Annotated in this window: 21 protein-coding genes; 2 read left to right on the top strand and 19 right to left on the bottom strand. The window is 44.5% G+C overall.

Features of this window, described 5'->3' with window-relative positions; genetic code table 11:
- The first annotated feature begins 233 nt into the window (after positions 1-233).
- A complete protein-coding gene (locus tag F9L33_RS14900) occupies positions 234-422 on the top strand; it encodes a hypothetical protein (RefSeq protein WP_152143606.1) in 189 nt (62 codons plus the stop codon).
- 227 nt (positions 423-649) lie between these two features.
- On the opposite strand, the gene F9L33_RS14895 is transcribed toward F9L33_RS14900, so the two are convergent.
- The 8 genes from F9L33_RS14895 to F9L33_RS14860 form a co-directional block, all read right to left on the bottom strand.
- Positions 650-1150, bottom strand: coding sequence for a DUF2478 domain-containing protein (locus tag F9L33_RS14895; RefSeq protein ID WP_152143605.1), 501 nt, complete (start codon positions 1148-1150; stop codon positions 650-652).
- 35 nt (positions 1151-1185) lie between these two features.
- On the bottom strand, positions 1186-1983 hold the full coding sequence (locus tag F9L33_RS14890; protein ID WP_152143604.1) for a peptidylprolyl isomerase: 798 nt from the start codon (positions 1981-1983) through the stop codon (positions 1186-1188).
- A 4-nt stretch (positions 1984-1987) separates the two neighbouring features.
- Positions 1988-2677 carry a respiratory nitrate reductase subunit gamma gene (narI, locus tag F9L33_RS14885; RefSeq protein ID WP_152143603.1) on the bottom strand — a complete coding sequence of 230 codons (690 nt, stop codon included), beginning with the start codon at positions 2675-2677 and terminating at the stop codon, positions 1988-1990.
- Complete coding sequence (gene narJ / locus F9L33_RS14880) at positions 2670-3389, bottom strand: nitrate reductase molybdenum cofactor assembly chaperone (protein ID WP_152143602.1); 720 nt, start codon at positions 3387-3389, stop codon at positions 2670-2672. Before narJ ends, narI begins: the two co-directional genes overlap by 8 nt.
- Positions 3389-4918, bottom strand: coding sequence for a nitrate reductase subunit beta (gene narH, locus F9L33_RS14875; protein WP_152143601.1), 1530 nt, complete (start codon positions 4916-4918; stop codon positions 3389-3391). Before narH ends, narJ begins: the two co-directional genes overlap by 1 nt.
- The gene (locus F9L33_RS14870) at positions 4915-8649 is read right to left on the bottom strand and encodes a nitrate reductase subunit alpha (RefSeq protein ID WP_152143600.1); all 3735 of its coding nucleotides are present in this window, start codon (positions 8647-8649) and stop codon (positions 4915-4917) included. Before F9L33_RS14870 ends, narH begins: the two co-directional genes overlap by 4 nt.
- A gap of 69 nt (positions 8650-8718) precedes the next feature.
- Positions 8719-10326: an antiporter gene (locus tag F9L33_RS14865; RefSeq protein WP_152143599.1), complete on the bottom strand. Its 1608-nt coding sequence runs from the start codon at positions 10324-10326 to the stop codon at positions 8719-8721.
- A gap of 52 nt (positions 10327-10378) precedes the next feature.
- Positions 10379-11788 (bottom strand): MFS transporter, encoded by a 1410-nt coding sequence (locus F9L33_RS14860; RefSeq protein ID WP_152143598.1) that lies wholly within the window; start codon positions 11786-11788, stop codon positions 10379-10381.
- A 260-nt stretch (positions 11789-12048) separates the two neighbouring features.
- Here F9L33_RS14860 and F9L33_RS14855 point away from each other — a divergent pair, with 260 nt between their 5' ends.
- Positions 12049-12747, top strand: coding sequence for a helix-turn-helix domain-containing protein (locus F9L33_RS14855; protein ID WP_152143597.1), 699 nt, complete (start codon positions 12049-12051; stop codon positions 12745-12747).
- Positions 12748-12878: 131 nt separating this feature from the next.
- On the opposite strand, the gene F9L33_RS15855 is transcribed toward F9L33_RS14855, so the two are convergent.
- From F9L33_RS15855 to F9L33_RS14805, 11 genes are all read right to left on the bottom strand, one after another.
- A complete protein-coding gene (locus F9L33_RS15855) occupies positions 12879-13049 on the bottom strand; it encodes a hypothetical protein (RefSeq protein ID WP_193222069.1) in 171 nt (56 codons plus the stop codon).
- Entirely contained in the window at positions 13050-13970 is a 921-nt protein-coding gene (locus F9L33_RS14850; RefSeq protein WP_152143596.1) for an SMP-30/gluconolactonase/LRE family protein, read from the bottom strand.
- Positions 13971-14026: 56 nt separating this feature from the next.
- Entirely contained in the window at positions 14027-15532 is a 1506-nt protein-coding gene (locus F9L33_RS14845) for an aldehyde dehydrogenase (NADP(+)) (RefSeq protein WP_152143595.1), read from the bottom strand.
- 3 nt (positions 15533-15535) lie between these two features.
- Complete coding sequence (locus tag F9L33_RS14840) at positions 15536-16450, bottom strand: dihydrodipicolinate synthase family protein (protein ID WP_152143594.1); 915 nt, start codon at positions 16448-16450, stop codon at positions 15536-15538.
- The gene (locus F9L33_RS14835; protein ID WP_152143593.1) at positions 16447-17622 is read right to left on the bottom strand and encodes an L-rhamnonate dehydratase; all 1176 of its coding nucleotides are present in this window, start codon (positions 17620-17622) and stop codon (positions 16447-16449) included. The genes F9L33_RS14840 and F9L33_RS14835 overlap by 4 nt, the downstream gene beginning before the upstream one ends.
- A 14-nt stretch (positions 17623-17636) precedes the next feature.
- Positions 17637-18644, bottom strand: coding sequence for a 4-hydroxythreonine-4-phosphate dehydrogenase PdxA (locus tag F9L33_RS14830; protein WP_152143592.1), 1008 nt, complete (start codon positions 18642-18644; stop codon positions 17637-17639).
- Positions 18641-19603: a YncE family protein gene (locus F9L33_RS14825; RefSeq protein WP_152143591.1), complete on the bottom strand. Its 963-nt coding sequence runs from the start codon at positions 19601-19603 to the stop codon at positions 18641-18643. Before F9L33_RS14825 ends, F9L33_RS14830 begins: the two co-directional genes overlap by 4 nt.
- A 194-nt stretch (positions 19604-19797) precedes the next feature.
- Positions 19798-21066 carry a carbohydrate porin gene (locus F9L33_RS14820; protein WP_152143590.1) on the bottom strand — a complete coding sequence of 423 codons (1269 nt, stop codon included), beginning with the start codon at positions 21064-21066 and terminating at the stop codon, positions 19798-19800.
- Positions 21067-21254: 188 nt separating this feature from the next.
- Positions 21255-22352: a substrate-binding domain-containing protein gene (locus tag F9L33_RS14815; RefSeq protein ID WP_152143589.1), complete on the bottom strand. Its 1098-nt coding sequence runs from the start codon at positions 22350-22352 to the stop codon at positions 21255-21257.
- A 20-nt stretch (positions 22353-22372) separates the two neighbouring features.
- On the bottom strand, positions 22373-23395 hold the full coding sequence (locus tag F9L33_RS14810; protein ID WP_152143588.1) for an ABC transporter permease: 1023 nt from the start codon (positions 23393-23395) through the stop codon (positions 22373-22375).
- Positions 23382-24911 (bottom strand): sugar ABC transporter ATP-binding protein, encoded by a 1530-nt coding sequence (locus F9L33_RS14805; RefSeq protein WP_226804160.1) that lies wholly within the window; start codon positions 24909-24911, stop codon positions 23382-23384. The genes F9L33_RS14810 and F9L33_RS14805 overlap by 14 nt, the downstream gene beginning before the upstream one ends.
- Positions 24912-25021: the final 110 nt, after the last annotated feature.

Below are 25021 nucleotides of genomic sequence, written 5' to 3'. Positions count from 1 at the left end.
GCCTAATCGGAAATGAGGATATTAAAGAAGGTAAGGTTTGTCATATTTACCCTGCTAAAATAACTCTTTTGTAAAACCCATAGGTTCATGAGTTAAATCTAAGAATCTATGTGACAGTAAGATGATAATAAAGCATTCAATATGTTACTATGAATTTAGATGCACCACATGCACTCTAATGTCTGCTATGGGGGGGACAAAGCGGACATTCGCGTTTCACAATAACAAGCAGAATGACTGAGGTCGTGCGGCGAACGGGATCGACTGGTCGTTATTCTAGGGACAGGCCTTGGACGCGCTGGAGCTTAGGTGAAGATGCGTTCCAGGCAATGCTCACGGGGCAAGCCCTTGGCACAGTCTGCTCATGTGAGATTGATGAATCCCGCCATGCCCGTTCAGGGGCAATTCTAGAGGCCATTTGAACCTTCTGCTCGGAGACATGATCAATGAAAGAACGGAGGTGTTTCTGGATATGGATGACCAAAAGGTTTTGCCTTTTTGCATCGGATAAGCGATTGATTTTATTAGAACGAGAAAATGAATGACGCACTACTATTGCCTTTATTATTAATTAAAATTAACACTGCAGTATATTCGGAATATAATTGAAATCAGGTGTTCATCATTTTTATAGATAAAGTGACGCCATCTAGACGCGTTCCCTTACCCACTTAACCATCGCCTTAGGGTCAGGCGGCAATAACATCGCCATATCGCCTGAGAAGGTCAAAAATGCATCTTGATTCATAGCGTTCACGCCTGTCACGACAATAACATCCAGATCAACTGCTTTTGCAATTAAATCGCGGAACCCACGGCCATCTGCTTCGTGCTTTCCGAACTTATTTAGTATTAACACATCAGTATCTGTAGATAATCTATCCGTGACTTCCATAACTGCCCGCTCTAGCGCATCAGGATCGAGCCTGCATCCTTTTGCATCCTTACCAAGCGACTGCGATATTCGGATTACTGGGCCATCTGGCAAAACCTGAACATCCATATCGCACCTGTGGCAATCTTCACGATCTGTATTCACTTGAACAACACCACAGAGCTTAAATCCATCCGATTTAAGCTTTGTCGCAACTTCAGCTAAGATCAAATCTAAATCTTCTGACTTCGACATTTTTGCATAAGCAATATTCATAATTTTTCTTTCTGTTTGGCATCATATACTTTTGGCTATGCAGCCAGCATATCCACGCCTTTTATTTCTGCTGATTTGACCAACTCACCCACAAACTCTTGCGCTGCTTTAGCCCAAGCTGCTTTTTGCAAAGCTTCCGTCAATTGTTTTTTGACTGCATCAAAAGGCAGAATATTTTGTTCGGCACAGGCATCTAATTTCACCACATGGAAGCCAAAACGGGTTTGAATAGGCTCCAATGTGATTTGGCCTGGTTCCATATCAACCAAGACAACTTCAAATTCTGGAACCGTATCATTTGGCCCCAATTGCCCAAGTGCACCACCGCTGGCTTTCGATGAACAATCACTTTCATCATGTGCAAGCCGAGCGAACCCTTTTGGATTTGCATGGGCTCGTTTTGTAATTGCCACTGCCCGTGCTTTCGCAGCTGCAACACTGTCATCATCGCCGATATCACACGCAGATAAGATATGGGAAGCTTCCCATAATGGTGGCGACATAAACCGAGATGGGTCTTTTTCCCAAAATGCATAAACTTCTTCGTTCGTTGGCGTCGCGGGGTTTACCGCATCATCCAACAAGTTGCGCATTAAAGCTTCGTCATGTGTTTCACGACGCCCCTCTCCTAATTCAGCAGGTTCTGATACTACGCCTTTCTTGCGCGCTTCTTGCAAAAGTAGATTACGCACGACCAAAGCTTTTGCCGCTGATCGCCATGCCACCCCTGGTTTCCCAGCGGGGGCTTCATGCTGTTGCGCCTCTGCGGCTATATCTGCTTGGGGTATCGTTTCACCATTCACGATGACATCTGGAAATAAAGGACGGTTCATAACATCACCGCCCAGTCTTGTGACGTCTGGAACGCACAATTTGATATCCAGGGCGTGTAAAGTAACGCAATGGGACAGACAGCATGTGTACCAGTCGTGTGAATGGGAACAATAAGAATATTGTCAGCCCAAGGAACAGGTGAAGTTTAAAGACCATTGCGACATCCGCGATGTGATCCGCAGCATCCCCTTGGAATGTCACGATACCCAATGCCCAAGACATAAACTTTGTCATTTCATGCCCATCTAAATGTTGTAATGAGACAAAGATCGTTCCAAGGCCAAGGACCAATTGTATCAATAGCAAGCTAAGAATACCAATATCGGCAAAGCTAGATGTCTTGCGGATACGTGGATCCCCCATGCGACGCATAAACAGCATCAAACCACCGACCAATGCCATAACACCTGCAATGCCGCCAGCGACAACAGCTAGGGTTTGTTTGAATCCATGACTGATCCCCATAGCATCAAAGACTTGGATAGGTGTAAGCAAGCCGATCAAGTGACCAAAGAAAATCACCAAAATGCCAACATGGAACAGAACTGATCCTATGATGAGCTGTTTGCGACGCAACAGTTGGCTGGACGATGATTTCCAGCTGAACGGATCCGTTTCATATCGTGCGATTGAGCCAACGATAAGGACTGTAATCGCGATATAAGGGTATATTCCAAATAAGAAATTATGCATGTTTTTCCTCCTTACTTGCAGCATTTGGATTTGAATTAATTGGTGTATCCATTTGCGCCAACATATCGCGCACTTGTGGGCACCCGCCATTCGGATCAGGGCCGAATATAACTTCGGATTCTTCCCAAACCTGATCCAAGGCTTCTAAATCCTCTGGATCGTCATCAGGCAGCGCAATTAACTCTGCGACTGCTTCCGCATCCACCTCTGCATTTGATATTTGTAACAATGCTTTAAACACAGGCGCATAAGCGCTTTTGCGTTTTCCCAAACGCATATGTAAAGCCTCCAGAATATGAGCTGTATCTGTCAGAATATCGACCACTTCTATAAATGGGCGCATCGACAAATACTCTAACAGAACAGGCAAATGATCAGGTAATTCGCTTGTTGCAGGGTCAAACCCAGCGTCGCGGTATGTTTCTATAAGAGACACCATCGCACCACCACGATCACGGCTTTCCCCGTGAACATGCTCAAACAAGTTCAGCGATAAGGTTCGCGATCTATCAAACAAGCCAACATATGCCTCTTCCAGTTCATAGATGTCATTGCCCGCAATAGTCGTGACCAATGACCGCAAATCGCGCCTGACAACAGTCGTCATGCGCGTATCAGCAGCCAAAGTTGCCGCAATTTCTGGCATTGCCTCCTGAAGCGCCTTTGTTGGGTAGCTTAAGATCAAGGAAAGTGATTTTAAAGTACGGTCCATTAGAATGCCTCCGAAGGTAGGGTTAAGGTTTTTTTCTTCTTTTTGCCGCCGAATAACGATCCTTCACTGATGCCAGTGGAACAGCCATTACCATCTGTGAACCCGCACCCGCCACGCAGATCATATGCTTCTTCAACAGTTTCACGGTGTGTTGTAGGGATCACAAAGCGGTCTTCGTAGTCCGCCAAAGCCATGATTTTATACATGTCTTCGATCATTGCGCCTGACAGGCCAACGCGTTCGGCAATACCTTCATCGATCACGCCGTCTACGGTTTTTGATCGCATGTATCCGCGCATGGCCAACATACGTTCAAGGGCTGTTACAACTGGTGCTTCGTCCCCGGCTGTTAACATATTCGCAAGGTACTTAACGGGAATACGCAGAGATTTCACATCTGGCATATTGCCATTGACGTTGATCTGACCAGCCTCTGCTGCATTTTGGATTGGGGAAAGCGGTGGAATATACCAAACCATTGGTAAAGTGCGGTATTCTGGGTGAAGTGGGAAAGCCACTTTCCAATCCATCGCCATTTTCCAAATAGGGCTTTCTTTTGCGCCTTTAATCCAATCCTCTGGCACACCATCACGATGTGCGGCTGCAATGACCTCTGGATCATTCGGATCAAGGAAAACACCAAGTTGCGCATCATACAAATCTGTTTCTTCGGGTGTATTTGCAGCTTCTTCGATCTTATCCGCATCATAAAGCATGACACCCAGATAACGGATGCGCCCCACACATGTTTCCGAACAAACGGTTGGGTTACCGCTTTCAATGCGCGGGTAACAGAATGTGCATTTTTCAGACTTACCAGTATCCCAGTTGTAATAGACCTTTTTGTAAGGGCAGCCTGATACACACATCCGCCAACCGCGGCATTTCTCTTGGTCGATTAAAACAATACCATCTTCTTCGCGTTTGTAGATCGCACCAGATGGGCAAGACGCAGCACAAGCTGGGTTCAAACAATGTTCGCACAAACGTGGTAGGTACATCATAAAGGTGTTTTCGTATTCACCATAAATGTCCTTTTGAATGCCTTCGAAATTATAATCCTCTGACCGTTTTGAAAATTCGCCACCCAGGATTTCTTCCCAGTTGGGTCCTTTTTCAATCTTCTCAATCCGTTCGCCTGTGATCTTGGAAAATGGACGCGCCGTTGGAAAAGCTTTCATCTCTGGTGCTGACTTCAAGTGATCATAATCAAAGTCAAACGGTTCGTAATAATCATCAATTTCTGGCAAATCAGGGTTGCCAAAAATCTTGGCAAGAATGCGCCACTTAGAACCTTGCTTCGGTTGTAGCTTACCAGACTTGGTACGTTCCCAGCCCCCATTCCAGCGTTTTTGGTTTTCCCAATCTGTTGGGTAACCCAAACCAGGTTTTGTTTCCACGTTATTGAACCACGCGTATTCAACGCCGTCACGACTGGTCCAGACGTTTTTACATGTAACCGAGCATGTGTGACACCCGATACATTTATCAAGGTTTAGAACCATGCCTATTTGTGCACGTACTTTCATTGCGCTGCCTCCGTTTGGGTTGCGGGTTGATCAAGCCAGTCGACTTTCTGCATCTTGCGAACAATCACGAATTCATCGCGGTTTGATCCAACTGTGCCGTAATAGTTAAAGCCGTATGATTGCTGGGCATAACCACCAATCATATGTGTTGGCTTGAGTGTGGCGCGTGTCACCGAGTTGTGGATACCGCCCCTATTCCCTGTTTTTTCAGAACCAGGTGTATTCACGATCTTTTCCTGAGCGTGATACATAAAGATTGTACCGTCTTTCATACGCTGAGAAACAACGGCGCGCGCTGTTAATGCACCGTTTGCGTTGTAGACCTCAACCCAGTCATTATCGACCAAGCCAGCCGTTTTGGCATCATTTTCAGATAACCAAACCACAGGACCACCACGGTTCAATGTCAGCATCAACAGGTTGTCAGAATACGTACTGTGGATGCCCCATTTTTGGTGAGGTGTAATAAAGTTCAGGATCACATGTGGGCTACCTGCATCAGTGTTGACGTCATTATTGATTGTTTTTAGGTCAACGGGAGGGCGGTAAGTGCAGAACCCTTCGCCAAAGGCTCGCATCCACAAGTGATCCTGATAGAGCTGTTGGCGACCCGTTAAAGTACGCCAAGGGATCAGCTCATGCACGTTTGTATAACCCGCGTTATAACAAACATGTTCGCTTTCAATTCCCGACCACGTTGGGGAACTGATAATCTTACGAGGTTGTGCCGCAATATCGCGGAACCGTATCTTTTCATCTTCTTTTGGACGCGCCAAATGTGTATGATCGCGCCCTGTTGCAGTAGACAATTCATCCCAAGCTTTCACAGCAACTTCACCATTGGTTTCAGGTGCCAGCATTAAGATCATTTCACAGGCATCAATCGCTGTTTCCAGCTTTGGCATACCTTGGGAAACACCGTCCTCTTGAACGACACCATTCAAATCGCGCAGATGTTGAACTTCGACTTCGGTGTTCCAATTGATGCCTTTACCACCATTACCCAGTTTATCCAAAAGTGGGCCAATAGATGTGAACTTTTTATAAAGGTTCGGATAATCCCGTTCGACTGCAATATAATTTGGCGCAGTTTTACCTGGGATCAGATCACATTCCTTTTTCTTCCAGTCACGCACTTGGTCTTGTGCAATTTCTGCGGGCGTATCATGTAAAATAGGAAGTGCTACGATATCCGTTTCCACACCCAAAATTTCTGGGGCAACTTCGCTAAATTTTTTGGCAATCGTTTTAAAGATATCCCAGTCAGATTTGCTTTCATAAGCAGGATCAACCGCCGCTTGCAGTGGGTGAATGAATGGGTGCATATCCGATGTATTCAGGTCATTTTTCTCGTACCAAGATGCTGTTGGCAAAACGATATCGGAATAGACAGCTGTTGTTGACATGCGGAAGTCAATTGTGACCAACAAATCAAGTTTGCCTTTTGGCGCTTCTTGATGCCATTTGGCTTCTTTAGGCATTTGACCACCCTCTTCACCCAAGTCTTTGCCAAGAACACCGTGATCTGTACCCAGTAAATGCTTCAAGAAATACTCATGCCCTTTACCAGACGAGCCCAACAAGTTTGACCGCCAGACAAACAAATTCCGTGGCCAGTTTTCTTCTGCATCTGGATCTTCACACGACATCTCTAGCTTGCCAGATTTCAACTGATCCGCAACGTATTGTGCCGTGTCTTTCTTAGACTTCTTAGACAGTCGCCCGACCTCTAACGGATTGGTTTTCAACTGAGGTGCAGATGGCAACCAGCCCATGCGTTCAGCACGAATATTGTAATCAATGATACTTGCATCCCAATCACCATCAGGTGCTGTAGGGGATAGAATTTCATCAACTCCTAATTGCTCATAACGCCACTGATCCGTATGCGCGTACCAAGCACTGGTCGAGTTCATATGACGCGGAGGTCGTGACCAATCCAAACCAAATGCCAATGGTTGCCAACCCGTTTGTGGGCGAAGTTTTTCCTGCCCAACATAATGGCTCCAACCGCCACCTGATTGCCCAACACAACCGCACATCACCAACATATTAATGATGCCGCGATAATTCATATCCATGTGGTACCAATGATTTAGACCTGCGCCTAAGATAACCATAGACTTGCCTTTGGTCTGCTCTGCATTGGCAGCAAACTCACGTGCAACTGTTATGATCTTATCAACGCTAACACCTGTGATTTTTTCAGCCCAAGCTGGTGTATATGGAATATCTGCATCATAATCATTAGCAACCCAATCACCGCCCAAGCCACGATCTAAACCATAGTTTGCACAGAACAAATCAAACACTGTGGCGACCATGACAGACCCATCAGATGTTTGAATTTTCTTTACAGGGATATTTTTATTCAAGACATCAGGGTGTTCACATTTGACAAAATTTTCAGTCGCTTCGCCACCAAAATACGGGAAATCCACACCGACAACATCGTCATGATCACCATCCATAATGAATGTCATTTTTAATTCGGTTTGAGCGTCCCCAGCGCGCTCTTCAAGGTTCCATTCACCGTCCTCGCCCCAACGAAACCCAACAGACCCATTTGGCGCAACCAAGTCATTTGTTTTACTATCGAATGCAACAGTTTTCCATTCTGGGTTATTCGCTTCACCAATGCTGTCATCCAGATCTTCAGCCCTTAAGAAGCGACCAGGAACCAATTTCCCATCTTTGCTTTCTAGACGTACAAGCATGGGGAAATCCGAATACTTCCGGCAATATTCTTCAAAATATTCTGTTTGGCGATCAAGATGGAATTCACGCAAGATCACATGCCCCATAGCCATGGCTAATGCGCTATCAGTACCTTGTTTTGGCGCCAACCAAACATCACCGAACTTAGCCGCTTCAGAATAATCTGGACAGATAACTGCAGATTTTGTACCGCGGTAACGTGCTTCGGTATAAAAATGCGCATCAGGTGTACGTGTCTGCGGAACGTTAGAACCCCACAATAATAAGAACCCCGCGTTGTACCAATCCGCACTTTCTGGAACATCCGTTTGCTCACCCCATGTCATTGGGGATGCTGGAGGCAAGTCACAATACCAATCATAAAATGACATACAGACGCCACCAAGCAAGCTTAGGTATCGCGATCCAGCCGCATAAGATACCATCGACATTGCAGGGATTGGCGAAAATCCAAAGACGCGGTCAGGGCCATAGGTTTTCGCTGTATATGCATTCGCAGCAGCGATGATTTCTGTACTTTCATCCCATGTTGCGCGCACAAAACCACCTTTGCCGCGTGTCTTTACATATGATGCCCGCAGAATTGGATCTTCTTGTAAAGCTTTCCACGCTGCGGTTGGTGTCATTGTTTCGCGCATTCTGCGCCAAGCTTTCAACAAGCGACCACGAATAAGTGGGTTTTTCACGCGGTTCGCAGAATAGAGATACCAACTGTAACTTGCACCACGGGCACAACCACGTGGTTCGTGGTTCGGCAAATCTGGACGTGTACGCGGGTAATCTGTTTGTTGTGTTTCCCAAGTGACAATCCCAGATTTCACATAGATTTTCCATGAACAGGACCCCGTGCAATTCACCCCGTGTGTCGAACGGACAACTTTATCATGGCGCCAACGATTGCGATATGTATCTTCCCAATCGCGATTTTCACGCGTGGTTTGGCCGTGGCCATTCGAAAATGTATCCAGTTCTTTTGACTGAAAAAAGTTAAGGCGGTCGAGCAGATGGCTCATGAGTTAGTCTCCTTGTTGCGATTTTTCTGCCCTGCACATCTGTGTGCAGGACAAAATTTGGCTAAAGCTTTATGGGTTTTTCACGTAGGCATTCGGGCGCAAATAGAACCACCAGTTGATCAAGATGCAAACGCCATAGAAGACAGCGAAACCATATAGCGCATATTCTGGCGTGGCCGCTTTGATCTGTTCCCCGAACACTTTTGGAATAATAAAGGCACCGTATGCAGCGACGGCAGATGTCCATCCCAGAACTGGGCCAGCTTGTTCTTTATCGAATACGACAGCGATCGTTCTGAATGTTGAACCGTTACCAATACCAGTTGCAGCAAACAGGATCAGAAACAGTACCATAAACGGTAGGAAATATTCTTCTGGAGTTGCTGATACATATGCTTGCTTCAAGAAATACGCTACGCCAAGCGCAGATGCGACCATGATGATTGAAATGATCTGCGTAACTTTTGCACCACCCATTTTATCAGAAATCATGCCGCCAATTGGTCGGATCAATGCCCCAATAAATGGCCCCATCCATGCAAACATAAGTGCAGATGGACCATTCGGATTGGCAATGTCATGTGTCATCACGCCATCAACCTCGATGTGCTGAAAGCCGAACACAACTTTGATAGCCAATGCAAAGGTTGCAGCGTAACCGATGAACGAACCAAAGGTCATAGTATAAATAACTGTCATCGCCCAAGTGTGACGGTTTCCAAAAATCTTATATTGACGAGTAAGGTTTTGCCCAACTTGACCAGGGATCAATTTTAACAACAACACAGTCAAAGCGATTACGATTGGCAATACGATCCACTTCGAAATCATAAAGCCAGAGCCGCCAACTTTTTCTGGTAACATCAACCACAAGCCAAAAGCCGCAGTCGCAAACCCTATCGCCAACATGAATGAGATAATGCTGAAAGAGCCAAGTGGGTTTGGAATATCTGGTGATACATGTTCATCACGGATGTTGTTCATACCCAGCCAGCCAGCGACAGCTAATGGAATAAGCGCTAATAACCAAACAAAACCAGCGTTGTGAATATAGGTGGGTGTCCCCGCAGGTATCTTACCGATCAATGTCCCAGAAGTATTTTCAAGGATCATAGGTTCGCCGCCAAACAAACCAAAAGTCATTACCAATGGAATAACGATTTGCATGGTTGTTACACCAAAGTTACCCAAACCCGCGTTCATACCTAACGCATAACCTTGTACTTTTTTCGGAAAGAAAAAACTAATGTTGGACATGGAAGAAGCAAAGTTACCGCCGCCGATACCAGATAGGAACGCCAAAGCTTGGAATTTCCATAGTGGGGTGTTGGGATCTTGCAATGCATAACCCGCGCCAATCGCAGGGATCATCAGTAAGGCAGTTGTGAAAAAGATCGTATTTCGACCACCCGCTATTCGTATAAAAAATGTTGATGGAATACGTAGCGTAGCGCCTGTTAAGCCAGCAATAGCGGCCAGTGTGAACAGCTCCGATTTTTCAAAATCAAACCCGAGGTTTATCATTTGAACAGTGATGATCCCCCAGTATAACCATACGGCAAATCCGCATAGTAAGCTTGGAATAGATATCCAAAGATTACGGTTCGCAATCCCCTTACCAGTCGATGTCCAGAAGGCCTCATCTTCAACTGTATAGTTTCTTAAATCTTGTCCCAATGTCTTTCCTCCTTAGTGAGGTTGGGGCGGGCATAATGCCCGCCAATTTCATTCATGATGTGGATTTTTTGCGGTTGAACTCAGCGACAATCTCAATGGATTGCTTTAAGGCTTCATTCGCGCGATCTGCCTTTAGCTGTAGTGTGTCTATCTGAGCAGCCTCAAATAAAGCGCGTTCCTCTTCTTCTTGTTCTGGCGAAAAACGCACCAAGAAACTTAGAAGTGAGGCACAAGCAACAACGATCCCGATGACAAAGAACACATCGTTCCATTCCATCGCTCCCTTGAACATGAAGCCTGCTGCTACAGCACCTGCATTACCGCCAGCACCAACAACACCTGCAACTGCACCCAGCGCTTTTTTGTTGATGAACGGCACTACTGAATAAGTCGCGCCCTCGGCCATTTGTGTAAACAGCGAGAAGATGATCAACGTTGGCAGTGCCAAGAATAGAACATCCATTTGGCTGAACAGCATCAATGCACACCCTTCGCCCAACAACACAATGAACAGCCAGAATGATCGTCCTTTTAATCCCCAAAGGGCCCCAAAGTTATCGCCGAATATACCGCCCAAAGTACGTGCGAAGATATTCATCAAGCCAAAGCTTGCAGCAACGCCACCTGCGGCAACGAGGCTAAGGTCGAAGTAATCATAGAAATACAAAGCTGCGACGTTGTTAACGGTTAATTCAATCCCAAAACATGCACCGTAAATCAGGAATAAAACCCAAACGCGGTAATCAGCCATGGCTTTGAAATACGCACCAGTAACCTTATCCTTTTGTTGCAACTTACCTTTTTCGCGCAAGTCCTTGTAATTGCCCTCTGGCGCATCCTGTGTCAGGAAAAAATAGGCAATGCCGATCACGAAGATCACCGCACCCACAACCATCATAGACATGCGCCACCCCTGTGCATCGCTGAAACCGAACCCAACAACGAACACGGAAAAAACCATAGGCATGGCAAACTGTGTCACACCACCACCAAGGTTACCCCAGCCAGCACTGGTTGCATTTGCAGTCCCAACAACATTCGGGGCAAACATCACGGATGTGTGGTACTGCGTAATAACAAAGGCGGCACCAATGACACCTATGAGCAGGCGGAAGAACAAGAATGTTTCAAAACTATTGGCTAATCCAATACCTGCTACGGGGAATGCACCAAGGATCAGTAAATATGTATATGCTAATCTGGGCCCAATACGGTCGCAAAGCCAACCAATAAAAAACCGCGCAAATACAGTAACTGCGACCGATGCGATGATTGACCAGCCAACCTGTGATTTTGTCAACTGAAGCTCATCACGTACGATGATCATCAACGGTGCAATACCAAACCACGCAAAAAAGCATGAGAAAAATGCAAACCATGTCATGTGGAATGTTCGGATTTGTACCATCTTTACATTGAAGAAATTCCTCCAAAGACTTGTGGCTTTGTTTTGTAGTTCCATTTCTGTTCCCTCTTATTCGGCCTATGAAAGCGCCGTATGCGCTTTAGGGCTGTTTGGAATTACAAGATGGGAATGATGTTTTTATTGATTTGATTTGGATCAAATTTTGCGGTTTTGCACCCAAAATAAGTGGATTGTAGAAATATATCATGATTTGCGTTTGAAATAGTTGATGCAGAAATTAACAAATCAACCGCTACTCTTTGACATAAGTCATAAAATAGTTGATAAATATCAATCCAAAGTAAATCGAGTCACCCATGCGTTCCATCGACCTGACAGAAATCCGCGAACTACCATTGTTTACAGATATGGCAGATGACAACTTTGAACAGCTTATGCGTGGAGCGTATTTGCAAAACTTCCCTCCACAAGTTGAATTAATATCAGAGGGCGACCACAGCGATTTTTTACATATAGTGGTCGAAGGCAGCGTTGAATTATTTGCCAGTTGGAACAATCGCGAAACAACTATGGCAACAGTCCGGCCAATCTCTGCCTTTATCTTAGCAGCAGCTTTGAAAGATGCGCCATGCCTTATGTCAGCCAGAACTCTAGAAAAAGCTAAGTTAATCTTGCTCCCTGCCGTTGATGTGCGTGCTGTTTTCGAGATTGATAATTCTTTTGCCAGAGCCGTCGTGACAGAATTAGCCCAATGTTACCGCGGTGTGATTAAGAGTACCAAAAACCTGAAACTCAGAACATCAATAGAGCGATTGGCAAACCAACTGATTAAGCTTCATGTTAGATCAGGAGGCTTGTTAGAGTTTTCATTAAATGTCGAAAAGAAACGGCTAGCATCTTATTTAGGTATGACCCCTGAAAACCTATCGCGTGCTTTCAAAACATTACAAGCATATGGTGTCATAATCGATGGGCAGAATGTAAAGCTGACAGATATTCAATCATTAAAAGATTTGGCAAAACCAACAGCGCTTATTGATGATCCCAAAAGTTAGATGTTTTTTTAACTCAATTTAATATGATTATTTAATGTCTCATAAGGGTTCAAAGCGGACATTGAACTGTTTGAGGTTTATTGTAACGTAAGACCCATAATGGAAATTATGATAAAGCGACTAAAATAAACTCAAACACCCCCAGCATCATCATTTGGATGTGACAGAATCCAATCAAGAACCCTATTAGATTTCATACGTCGCATCTCGGTGATATTTGCAAGCGCATCTTCAATGACAACATGATCACCACTGGCATATGGGCACATAAGTTTGCCTTTCACATAAACTTCATAGGTCAATCACACACCGTTGACGTTCAAATACACGCTGTAAAGTGAACTCGTGCCTGCCACGAATAAGCGATTTAACTTTGGTCCACCGAAACAAAGATTACCTGTCATTTCTGGAATTAAGATTTTTCCAATAAGTTTTCCTGATGAATTCAAACAATGGACACCATCAGCAGCTGAACACCAAACCCGTCCAGATGTATCTAACCGAAACCCATCAAAAACACCCACACTACATTCGGAAAATATTTGGGATTTTCCTAGTGTTTGACCATCTGGATTAACCACAATTTTACGAATATGTTTTGGTCCATCTGGATCATGTGTGATCCCTGTATCAGACACAAAAAGATAGTCTTCATTATTACTGAAAGCCAATCCATTTGGTTTATTAAAGTCTACAGCAACGGCGGTAACGTTCTTCGTTTTTGCATCGATGCGATATACATGGCAGCCATCGATCTCAGGCTTTGCACGCTCCCCTTCGTAATCCATCATGATACCGTACGATGGATCGGTAAACCATATCGATCCATCGGATTTAACCACAACATCATTAGGGGAATTTAAAGCACTCCCGTTATAACTGTCCGCTAAAACGGTTATCATGCCATCATGTTCAGTACGTGTTACACGGCGCGTAAGGTGTTCACATGAAACCAACCTACCTTGCGCATCCCTAGTATTCCCATTTGCGTTGTTAGATGGTTCACGAAAAACGGACACAGATCCATCAGTCTCATCCCATCGCATTAAACGATTGTTCGGTATATCAGACCAAATAAGATAACGCCCCGCAGGGAACCATGCTGTGCCTTCCGACCATCGCATACCTGTCCATAAGCGCTCAACGCGTGCATGTCCGATAATACACTCTTCAAACTCAGCATCCAAAACTTCGTAACCAGTACCTTCTAAAATACCAAACATTATTGTTCCCTTTTTATCCTCATTTATAAAAACATGGGTTTGTGCGATAAAATCGCTTAATTAGATTGTAGCTCCGAATGTAACATTACCTCTGGGAAATCTTGATACGAGACTGGTCGTAACCAACGCACAATAGCAAGTGTACCAACAGATGTTGCCCGCACATCCGTACTTGATGGATAAGGCCCGCCATGCATCATTGCATCACAAACCTCTACACCAGTTGGAAATCCGTTACACAACAAGCGACCAGCTTTTTCTTCTAGAATAAGGGCTAATTCCTGCGCAAAACTTATATCAGCATCATCCAAATGCATCGTTGCAGTCAATTGACCTTCTAAGACTTCCGCAACAGCAATCATCTGATCTGTATTATCACACTCGACCAAGACACCTGCGGCCCCAAATACTTCATGTTGCAACTTAGGTGTATTCATCCATGTGTCTGCATCGATCTTAAAAACTGCAGGCAAAGAATGACGTGGCTTGTCTGAACGTGCGCACGATGAAACCTCATCCATCAGCGCAGCAAAATCTTTAACACCAGTTTGATAAGCTTCATGTATACCATCAGTCAGCATTTTCTGTTCTGGTGCATCATTCAATGCAGATAATGCAGCATCCGTAAATGCATCAAAATCATCGCCTTTAACACCAACAACAACGCCAGGATTAGTACAAAATTGTCCCGCCCCCATTGTTAGAGATCCAGCCCATCCAGCACCAATCGCACCGCCACGCGCTTTAAGCGCATTCGGCAATAGGAACACAGGATTCACAGAACCCATTTCACCATAGAAAGGAATAGGTTGCGAACGGGAATGACACAAGTCATAGAGCGCGCGACCACCAGCCAATGATCCAGTAAAACCAACTGCACGAATTTCTGGATGTTGAACCAAAGCTTGTCCAACTGTACGACCAGAACCTTGTAATATTTGGAATACGCCAGAAGGCATGTCACAAATTTTAGCCGCTGTTGCAATTGCTTGCCCCACCAATTCAGCAGTCCCTGCATGAGCACCGTGACCTTTGACAATCACTGGACAACCAGCTGCCAACGCGCTTGCTGTGTCACCACCAGCCGTTGAAAATGCTAATGGAAAGTTAGATGCTCCGAACACCACCACAGGGCCGATTGGGCGGTGTGTCAAACGTAGGTCAGCACGCGGCAGAGGTTCACGATTTGGCATGGCTTCATCAACACGTGTATCAAGGTATTTCGTGTCTTCAATCAAGTCAGCAAACATACGCAACTGACCAGTAGTACGCCCACGCTCACCATTCAAACGCATCTCTGGCAAACCAGTTTCTTTCATCCCAGTTTCCGTAATCTCTTGACCCAAAGCATCAATTTGCTCTGCAATCGTACGTAAAAACGTAGCACGTTCTGCACGTGATTTCCCAGCGTATGTACGAAAATCACGACGCGCAGCAAGACATGCAGTATCGACTTGGTTTACGGTTGCTTGTGAAAACTCAAAACCACCCAGATCTTCACTTGCGGCCATCTGGTCAGATGTAACCCAAGAGCCATCAATTAAATTTTTACCTGTTAACATTTGTTATTTACCCCATTTCAATACAATTGGATCAAGCGGACGCAAAAGATCCATCAACCCTGAACGCGTGTCAGGATGCAAAGGTTCAATTGGGTGGCGGCAAAACTCTGACTTAATGACCCCACCTTCTACCATTGCGGCTTTACAAGATCGCCAACCACATTGGCGATTTTCATGGTTAATTGCTGGCAGTACCTTTGCATAAGCAGCAGTCGCAGCTTCTCGGTCTCCTACAGCATGTAGCTCGATCACTGGTTTAATTAACTCAGGGATCATCGCAGATGTCATGCCACCAGTTGCGCCCGCATCAAGATCAGCCAAAAGCGTAATTGCTTCTTCGCCATCAAATGGCCCTTCGATGGCGTCACCACCTGCTTCTATCAATGCGCGAATTTTCCCAGCAGCTTGGGGGCATTCGATCTTGAATAGTTTTACATATTCGATCTCTTTTGCCATTTTCACCAACAAAGGAACAGGCAAGTCAACCCCTCCCAATGGCGCATCTTGTACCATGATTGGAATACCAACACGACCAACCGCTTGGAATTGCTCAAATATCTGTTGAGCGTTCCCTTTCAAAAGCGCACCGTGATATGGTGGCATCATCATAACAATGGCTGCTCCTAAATCCTTAGCAAGTTTCGCGCGCTCCACAGCAATTTGTGTTGAATAATGGCTGATTGTCACAATTACTGGTACGCGCCCAGCTACATGTTCCAAGCTAAGGCGTGTTAAGATTTCACGCTCCGCGTCTGAAATCAAAAATTGCTCAGAGAAATTTGCAAGGATACAAATCCCATCAACGCCTTGATCAATCATACAATCCAAAACACGTTTCATGCCATCAAGATCAAGAGAACCATCATTGTTAAACGGCGTTGGTGCTACAGGCCATATGCCTTTGTATGGGCGGCTCATTCAAACACCTCAAAGTTATCGATATGTTTGTCAGAAATACTGATGCCCAAACCAGGTTTATTATCATCCAGATCCAAATAACCATCTACTGCATCTGGATCACCTTCGAAAATATAATAGAACAGCTCATTACCAACCTCGACGTCAAACACTGGAAAGTATTCGCTGATTGGGCAGTTCACGTTCGCCATAGTTAGGTGATAGTTGTGCATTTGGCCTGCATGAGGGATCACTGGAATTTGATACGCTTCTGCAATCGCATTGATTTTTTGAGCAGCTGTAATACCACCAACACGGTTCGTGTCATATTGTAGGATACTGACAGCTTTCTTTTCCAAAAGTTGCTGACAGCCCATTATTGAAAACTCATGTTCACCACCAGAGATTGGCACAATGTTCATAGCATTTAATTCCGCATAGCCATTCACATCATCAGCAATCACTGGCTCTTCCAACCAACGGGGCTCAAATTTTTCAAGCTTTGGCAACATACGCTTAGCGTAATCAAGGTTCCAACCCATATAACATTCTAGCATTAGATCGGTATCGTAACCGATCACTTCACGTACAGCCTCGACACGCTTTAAATTTTCACGCATGCCCTTCATGCCGTCTTTAGGGCCATAGCCAAAACGAGTTTTGAAACCTTGATAGCCGCCCTTCATTGCTTCTTCAGCTTCTTTTTGCATGCCTTCAACACTGTCTGCATAAAGCTTAGAATAATAAACAGGGATTTTTTCTTTTGTACGACCACCAAGAAGTTTGAACACAGGCTTGCCTGTTAGCTTGCCCATCAAATCCCAGATCGCGATATCAATTGCTGACATCGCAGTCATACCAATGCCTTTTCTACCCCACGCATGTGTGCGACGGTACATTTTTTCCCAAAGGTAAGCATAATCAAATGGATCTTCACCAATAACCAAAGGTGCATAAAACTCATCGATGGCAACTTTAGTTAACATAGGTGCTAAAGCGGCGTTACCGATGCCAATTGTACCATCGTCAGTCTCAACTTCACAAGTCAACCACTGGTGAAAGCGAAAGCTTTCCATCGCATCACCGCGCATCCAAAGCGCATCAGATGCATTGGTGCAAAAGTTACCCTGAGGCGGAACCGTTGGGCCTTTCCAATTCCATACACGCGTACGTATTGATTTAATTTTAGTCATTAAGTGTCTCCTTATTACGCGTCGCGTTCGGCGCGGTGGTTTTTACTCATGCGAACCAACAGGTCGAATGCCTGTCGTGTTGCACTCACATTTGCTTTGTTTGTTCCTGCGATATCGAAAGCTGTGCCATGTGCAGGGGTTGCAACTGGGATTGGCAATCCTCCTGCAACAGTTACACCCCGCTCAAATCCCAATAGCTTGATCGCAATTTGACCTTGATCGTGGTACATGGTTACTACTGCATCCACTTCGCCACGCTTTGCTTTCAAAAATACTGTGTCAGACGGCCATGGGCCTGTAACGTCCATCTGCTTTGCTTGTGCCTTAGCAATCGCAGGCTCCAAGATATCAATTTCTTCGCGACCAAACTTGCCATTATCACCTGCATGTGGATTCAATGCGGCAACCGCAATAGATGGACGCGTATTGCCTGAACGGCGCAAAGTATCGTTAGCTAAATTTATAGCTTTTAAAATGCCCTCTTCGTTGATGTTTTCAGCCACATCCTTCAGCCCGATATGACTGGTCACGCGTGTAGTCATCAAATCATCAAGAACGTTAATTTCGCTATGGTATCCTTCAAAACCTAAATAACGAGCCATATAACGGTGCTCATCTTCCGCGTTCAATCCCGCGCTGGTCATTGATGCTTTATTGAATGGTCCAAATAAAACACCATCAACTTTACCTGCTTGTGCAAGGTCCATTGCTTTATCCAAACACCGTAATGAGGAGCGCCCACCTGCAACAGTTACTTCTGATATTTCAATTTCAGAAGTCTCAATTGTATCCATCTCGAGGTGGTTCAAACCTTGTTGGGCATCGATTTCATCTTCAGATAATGTCGCAATAGCAACAGGCATATCTGCCTGTTCAGCACCTTGCTGCCAAAGATGGCTATCGCCAACTAAAACAATATTCGCAGCATCTTGGACGCCTTCATCATTAATCAGTTTTGCAATCAGCTCTGGCCCTATACCTGAAGGGTCACCAGGAACAATTGCTATACGTGGCTTACTCATGACAAAGCCTCCCATTTTTTTGAAAACCCGTCTGGCAAAATGACCATTACATCTGGTTCTTTTCCCGTGTCGAATGTCTGAACAATCTCAAATGTATCTAAATTAAACCGCTGCACTTGCTCGCAGTCGATTGCTATGTAGGCATAGTCTTCTTCAGCATCCAAACATAACGCTAAAGGATTGGCCGGTGTCTCTTGGCGGTGCAACTCTTCGCCTGTAACCTCATCAAAAACACTAAATGACCCCCCGAAATGGTTCATAGTGACCAAACGGTTACGTTTTGTATCATGGTAAATACGACAAGGATCATCTGGTGTTGGAAACGATCGAATAACTTCTAATTTTTCCGTATCGATCACCGTCACCGTATTAGAAATACGATTACTCGTGTATAAGATTTTTTCGTCAGCACGCAGGCAACGGCCTTCTGGCTTCTTGCCTGTCTTAATTGAAATTGGCGCAAAAGAGGCGTCATAAGGCTTGAACATCGTCACATCACCAGATGTAAGATTCATCGAATATGCTGTATCTCCATCACCAGTCAAAGCAAACAGATGGGATTTTGTGCCCCCTGTTGGTGTAATGTGATCCCATCCCTGATCAAATGCACGCGGGTTTTCTTTTACCAGCAAATGTGCTGTCCATTCAGACAAGACATACAAGCGACCATTATCATCCAAACTGATCCCATGAGGGCGAGCATGCTCACCTAAATCATAAGTATGCGCAACTTCCTGTTTCTCAATGTCGACGACGATAACAGACTGGCCATCCGTTCCATCAATGCCAGAGTTCTGAACACCGTAATGCCCAACATAAGCATATTTAAACTCCTTATCGACTACAAATTCATGTGGGTAATCAGGTAATGATAAACGACCTTGGCGCTCACCAGTCTCAATATCATACCAGCTTACGCAATGGCTGCATTTCTCTATCAACATCATGGATTGAGCCACAATAATTCCTCCTTAACAATTAAATGTAACTGACTAGATGTTCGCGTCATATTTACGTCCTTCGGCACAAAACTTTTAAGTAAAGCGCTTCCTTATTTGCTTGGCTTTTTTGCCCCTATTGAGGGAGGGCAAATTACGATTGAGGTACGGTATCGCCCAATGTTGGTTGCATTGGGCGATACCTAGATTTCGAATTAGAAATTAAACACTGTTTTCAAACCAAGCACGGCAACGTCTTCATTGCTTGAAATACCACCAGGATTAACAATGTATTGAAGGTTTGGTTGAATCGTAATTCCACGTTTCAGGCGGAATGAATAATAAATCTCCATTGGAAATTCTTTATCGCGTACGGTACCACCAGCAGCGATATCTGCGGCTGTCAGTTTGCTGCTAGTATTAATGAGACCAACTGCAAACCCTAGCTCATCTTGTGGTCTGCTTTTTACAGGACCTTGAAAAAAGATACCGGCTTCAACAACAGATTCCAAAGCAGCAACATCTTCATCAGCTTGAACATAGTTGAAGAACAAGTCAACTTTACGACCTGAGGTCGTGGAATCGCTCCAGATTTCTTGTTGTGCATTTAAGTAATATCCTAACTGATCGCTATGATTAATTGTTGCGTCCGCAACATCTTGAGCGCCAACATCATCCCAAAATACACCAAATTTATAGGATCCAGGTTTCCCAGCTATCTTTGGTGAATAGCCGATTTCTGTATTATAGCGGCTACCTTCGCCTTGACCAATTCCTTCGATCCGACGCGCATTTTGTGGCCTGTCAAAATCAGAGTTAATTTCAGATATACCAGCTTTGAAATAGAAATCCTTTGTTGGTTTCCAAGTGGCAACCGCCCCCCATGTATGACCAGGGAATGGTGTCCAATTCGGCGTTAAGTAGGACGGTATCGCTCCACAAAAAGTTAAATTTTGGAAATTACAACTAAAGTCATGGAAGTCGAAGCTACCAGAAATACGACCATATTTAAGTTCCAGCTTATCATCATAAAGCTTTGTATTCAGGAACAAATGATTTAGGCGCGTAAAATTACCCTGACCAAAAACTTCATTTACAAGAAGATTTGTCCCTAAATTGGCCTCCTCTACAAGATTATCCCCGTTTCGGTTTGTTACTGTTGCATGAAGCGTTGTATTTGGAATGCCAACCAATCTATCCAAATCAGCATCCACCCCGAAAAGAAACATGTCCGAGTATATTAATTCAGTAGATGTTCCACCTTTTAGATTTGTCGCGGCCTGGTTGATATAAAGCCCCGTAAAACTCAAGCCTTTGTCTAACAAGATTTGGCGTGCTCCACCCCAATCACCTGTTAAAAATTTGTCTGGGTCAAACCCATCCGAAGGACGTTTTATATCCTCTGCTAAACCTTGTCCTGCCAAAGATGCCACGGTTATATTGGCAACAGCAAAACATTTAACTGTTTTCTTGATATTAATCATCTTAATAATTTCCCATTTACTTGCTAAGCATTTGTTAACAAGTATGAATTTCTGTTAAACGCAAACTAATGTTCGCAATCTTTCGAAGTTTTATCTTGTTAAAGGTATCGTTTTTTTCACAGTCATTTCTGATTGAAAATATTCCCTTTAACGCCCCCAGTAAAAATATCTACAAGGGGCTTAGAATATTACTTACCCCAGATTTTACGGTACTCATCGCGATATCCATTTCCTGGATCGAAGATATTGCCATCTCCACCATCGAAACTGATATTCTCAGCGGTAACCACATGAAGAGGTGAAGTATAACCAGACCACTCTTGCCCCTGCACAGCACGATTAAGTTCATCAACTAACTGCCAGCCTTGCAAGTTTAGCGGTTCTGCGACTGTCACGGATTGATATTGTGCTGAACGGATACGTTGATATGCGCTTTCAGAACCATCACCTGCGGCAACAGATTTAGGGTTTTCATCGCCTTTGATACCTGCCGTGGCCAATGATGGCCCCATGAAATCAAAGTAAATGTCATTAATCGCTAATGTATGCGTCCATTGGCTACCGTAACGTTGCAAAAGAGCAGTAGTCAGGGTAGGCATACGGTTGGAAGTATCCGCAATCGGAGTATCGACATATTCTAAAACGGTACCGCCAAGTTTTTCGATTTCTTCTTTGATCCGATCAGCTTTGGCAATCGCAATAGCATATGTAGAGTCTGTGAAAATGACTACGCCCGGTTTGCCGCCAGCGTCTGCAAACGCCCATTGTGCGGCAGCTGCGGATACTTCCATCGCATCAGTTGATACGTTGGTGAAAAGTCCCACCTCTGGATCTGGGCCAATGACAGGGCCAGCATGCCAACTTACAATTGGAATTCCAGTTGCTTTAGCTTCTGCCAATGCAGCTTGTTGTTCAACAGCATCAAAACCATTGATTATAATGCCATCTGGCTTCAAAGCTAATGCTTGGCCAAACGCTGCTGTTCGTCCTTGGATAGATCCAGCACCATCAAGAGTTCTGACATCCCATCCAATTGCCTCAACAGCTTCTTCAACACCTTGCGTAACCCCCAAAACGCCGCCATTTTTCATATCACTAGCAAGCACAACAATCGTTTTGTCCTCTGCAGCTTTTGGTCCTGTAATCGGTCCGTCCCATACCGTTTTTTGACCTGCGTGTTTTTGCACTTCCGCCATCGCATCCTTAACGACATCGGCGAAAGTTACGTTCGGTGTAGCCAACGATACAATCGCTGACATTCCAATTAACATTGATCTTCTTAACATAAAAAACCTCCCATTTATGTTTATTTAGGCGCAGCAGCCTTACGTCGCTGCGCATATCCTGCGATGCCAATTGCAATAAGCAATGTTACACCGTTGAACATTGGTTCGACCCAGAATGAGCCACCAAATTGCTGGATGCCTGAAATCCCTACAGCAAGAATTACGACACCAATTATAGTTCCAAAAACATTCACTCTACCTGGCTTAATTGTTGTAGACCCTAAGAAGGCTCCAACAAGTGCTGGCAATAAGAACTCAAGGCCAACACTTGCTTGACCGATACGTAGTTTAGAAGCAAGTAGAACACCCGTTAATGCGGTCAAAGTACCAGAACACATGAAAGCACCGATCACATACTTACGTGTTGGAATCCCATTCAAATCCGCTGCACGTTGATTTGCACCAATTGCATAAAGATAACGCCCAACCGGTGTGTATTCTAAAATTAGCCACATAGTGATCGTGATAGCCAATACATAGTAACCAGTAATTGGCAGACCCAAAATAAAGGTTCCATTAATGGCAAAGAATCCATCAGGCAAAACCCCAACCATTTGACGCCCACCTGTATGCCATAATGCCAATGCATAAAGCACAGTGCCAGTTCCTAATGTCGCAATAAAACTATCAATCTTTGCAACTTCGACTAACAAACCATTTAGAAATCCAGATAACATCCCAAGCATAATCACTATGCTCACAGCCACAGGCCATGGTAGGCCATAGATAGTTTGTAATGAGATTGCCAGAATGTGCCAAAGCACAATACCATATCCAACAGTCAAATCTATTCGCCCCGCCGCCATTGGTATCATCGCCCCAAGCGAAAGTAGTGCAATAATTGCCTTATCTGAAATAATGGCACGCAAGTTTAACATTGTCGGAAATGTATTTGGCAACAATATTGAAAATATGATTATTAAAAGAACCGTTAATATCACTAAGCCATAGACTGGTAGTAAACGTATCAAACGTCCACTTAATGAGAGTTTACTTAATTCGGCACGTGTTGGCTCTAAAGCATTAGACTCAAGCGATTGCATTATTTAGTTCCTTTGTTGATCTATGATTTCCAGCAGATGCTGTTTGGATCAGATTTTCTGAAGTTAGTTTTGTATCTTTAAGTTGATCCACGACTTGCCCTTGACTAAAGACAATGGCCCGATGGCAAATCGCAGCAACCTCCTCGAAGTCAGTTGAAACAACTATAATTGCCACCCCTTCCGACAACGCCTTATTCATCAATGCATAAATCTCAGCTTTAGCGCCAACATCAACACCTGCAGTAGGGTCCTCACAAATCAATAGCTTACGGCCCGTAGACAACCATCGTCCCATAACAACTTTTTGTTGGTTCCCCCCCGACAAAGCTTCAATAGCCAATGTGGGATCATTGGGACTTAAACCAAGTTCGCGCCCTATTGCCACGGCCTCATCGGTTTCTCTCTTCACAGATTTAAAAGAAAACGTACCGCGACCTGCAGCAGCAGGGTTCAAAAATGTATTCTCGCGAATGCTTAAATTCATTGCTATAGATTCTTCTGCACGGTCACGTGCGACAAGACCTATACCTGATTTAAGAGCGGCCAAAGGGCTACTTAAGTCTGGGTGTTCATCCTCCAGAAGTACTTGGCCTGTGAACCCTTCCATGCCATACAAGGCTCGCGATACATCCTCATGCCCGGCCCCACGTAAACCCACTAAACCCAGAATCTCATTCTGATACAAATCAAAATTGATAGGGCCCGCAACTCCAGCATGAAGATTGCTAACGGATAAAACCTTATCGCCCAATTTTACGTTTGGCTTAAGCACTTCACGTGTTTTACGGCCAACGATTAAGTTCACCAATTCCTCAGGAGAGGTGTGATCAATACTACGCACACCGACCATTTGACCATCGCGCAAAACAGCAACCCGATCCGCAATTTGAAATATCTCATCTAATCGATGTGAAACATAGATCATACCTACGCCTTGATCACGCAAAGGACGCAATGCTTCAAATAATCGGCTCACTTCATCTGCAGGTAAAGAAGCTGTCGGCTCATCTAAAACGAGGAAATCGCAATCTACAGCTAATGCTCGCGCAATAGCGACTAGAGATTTTTCCGTTCGCGATAAATCTTGTACTCGTGTCGTTGGGTCAAAATCACATTTAACTTTATCTAATGCTTTCTTAGCAAACTCGTTAACCTTACCCCATTTAATAAAACCCTTGTCACGTGAGTATCCTAAAGCAAGCGCTATATTCTCGGCAACGGTCATCCATTCAATCAAGCCTAAGTCTTGGTGGATAAAAGCAACTTTCTGACGCTCGCCAAACCCACTTGTACGATGTTCATACCGCACACCATCAATCGTAACCTGCCCTTCATCGGGCCTATAAATACCGCCAAGCACTTTTATCAATGTTGACTTACCAGCCCCGTTTTCGCCCAGCAAAGCAACAACTTCACCACGCTCAATAGCTAGCGATACAGACTTTAAGGCATAAGTACCGCCAAAGTGTTTCTCAATCGCATTAAAAAACAGACCATTATTCAATCTTTGTTCCACGTTTCCTCCCAGTGTTACGTTCACTTATGCTTAATTTATCAACATCCCCCTCCAAGAGAATTATTGAGTTACCCGTAACATTAGTCTATCATTGATGTGAAAGTCGCACC

The sequence above is a fragment of the Amylibacter sp. SFDW26 genome, from assembly GCF_009184395.1.
GTDB lineage: Bacteria > Pseudomonadota > Alphaproteobacteria > Rhodobacterales > Rhodobacteraceae > Amylibacter.
The sequence above is the reverse complement of the archived record's forward strand: the minus strand, read 5'-3'. Positions and strand labels throughout refer to the sequence as shown.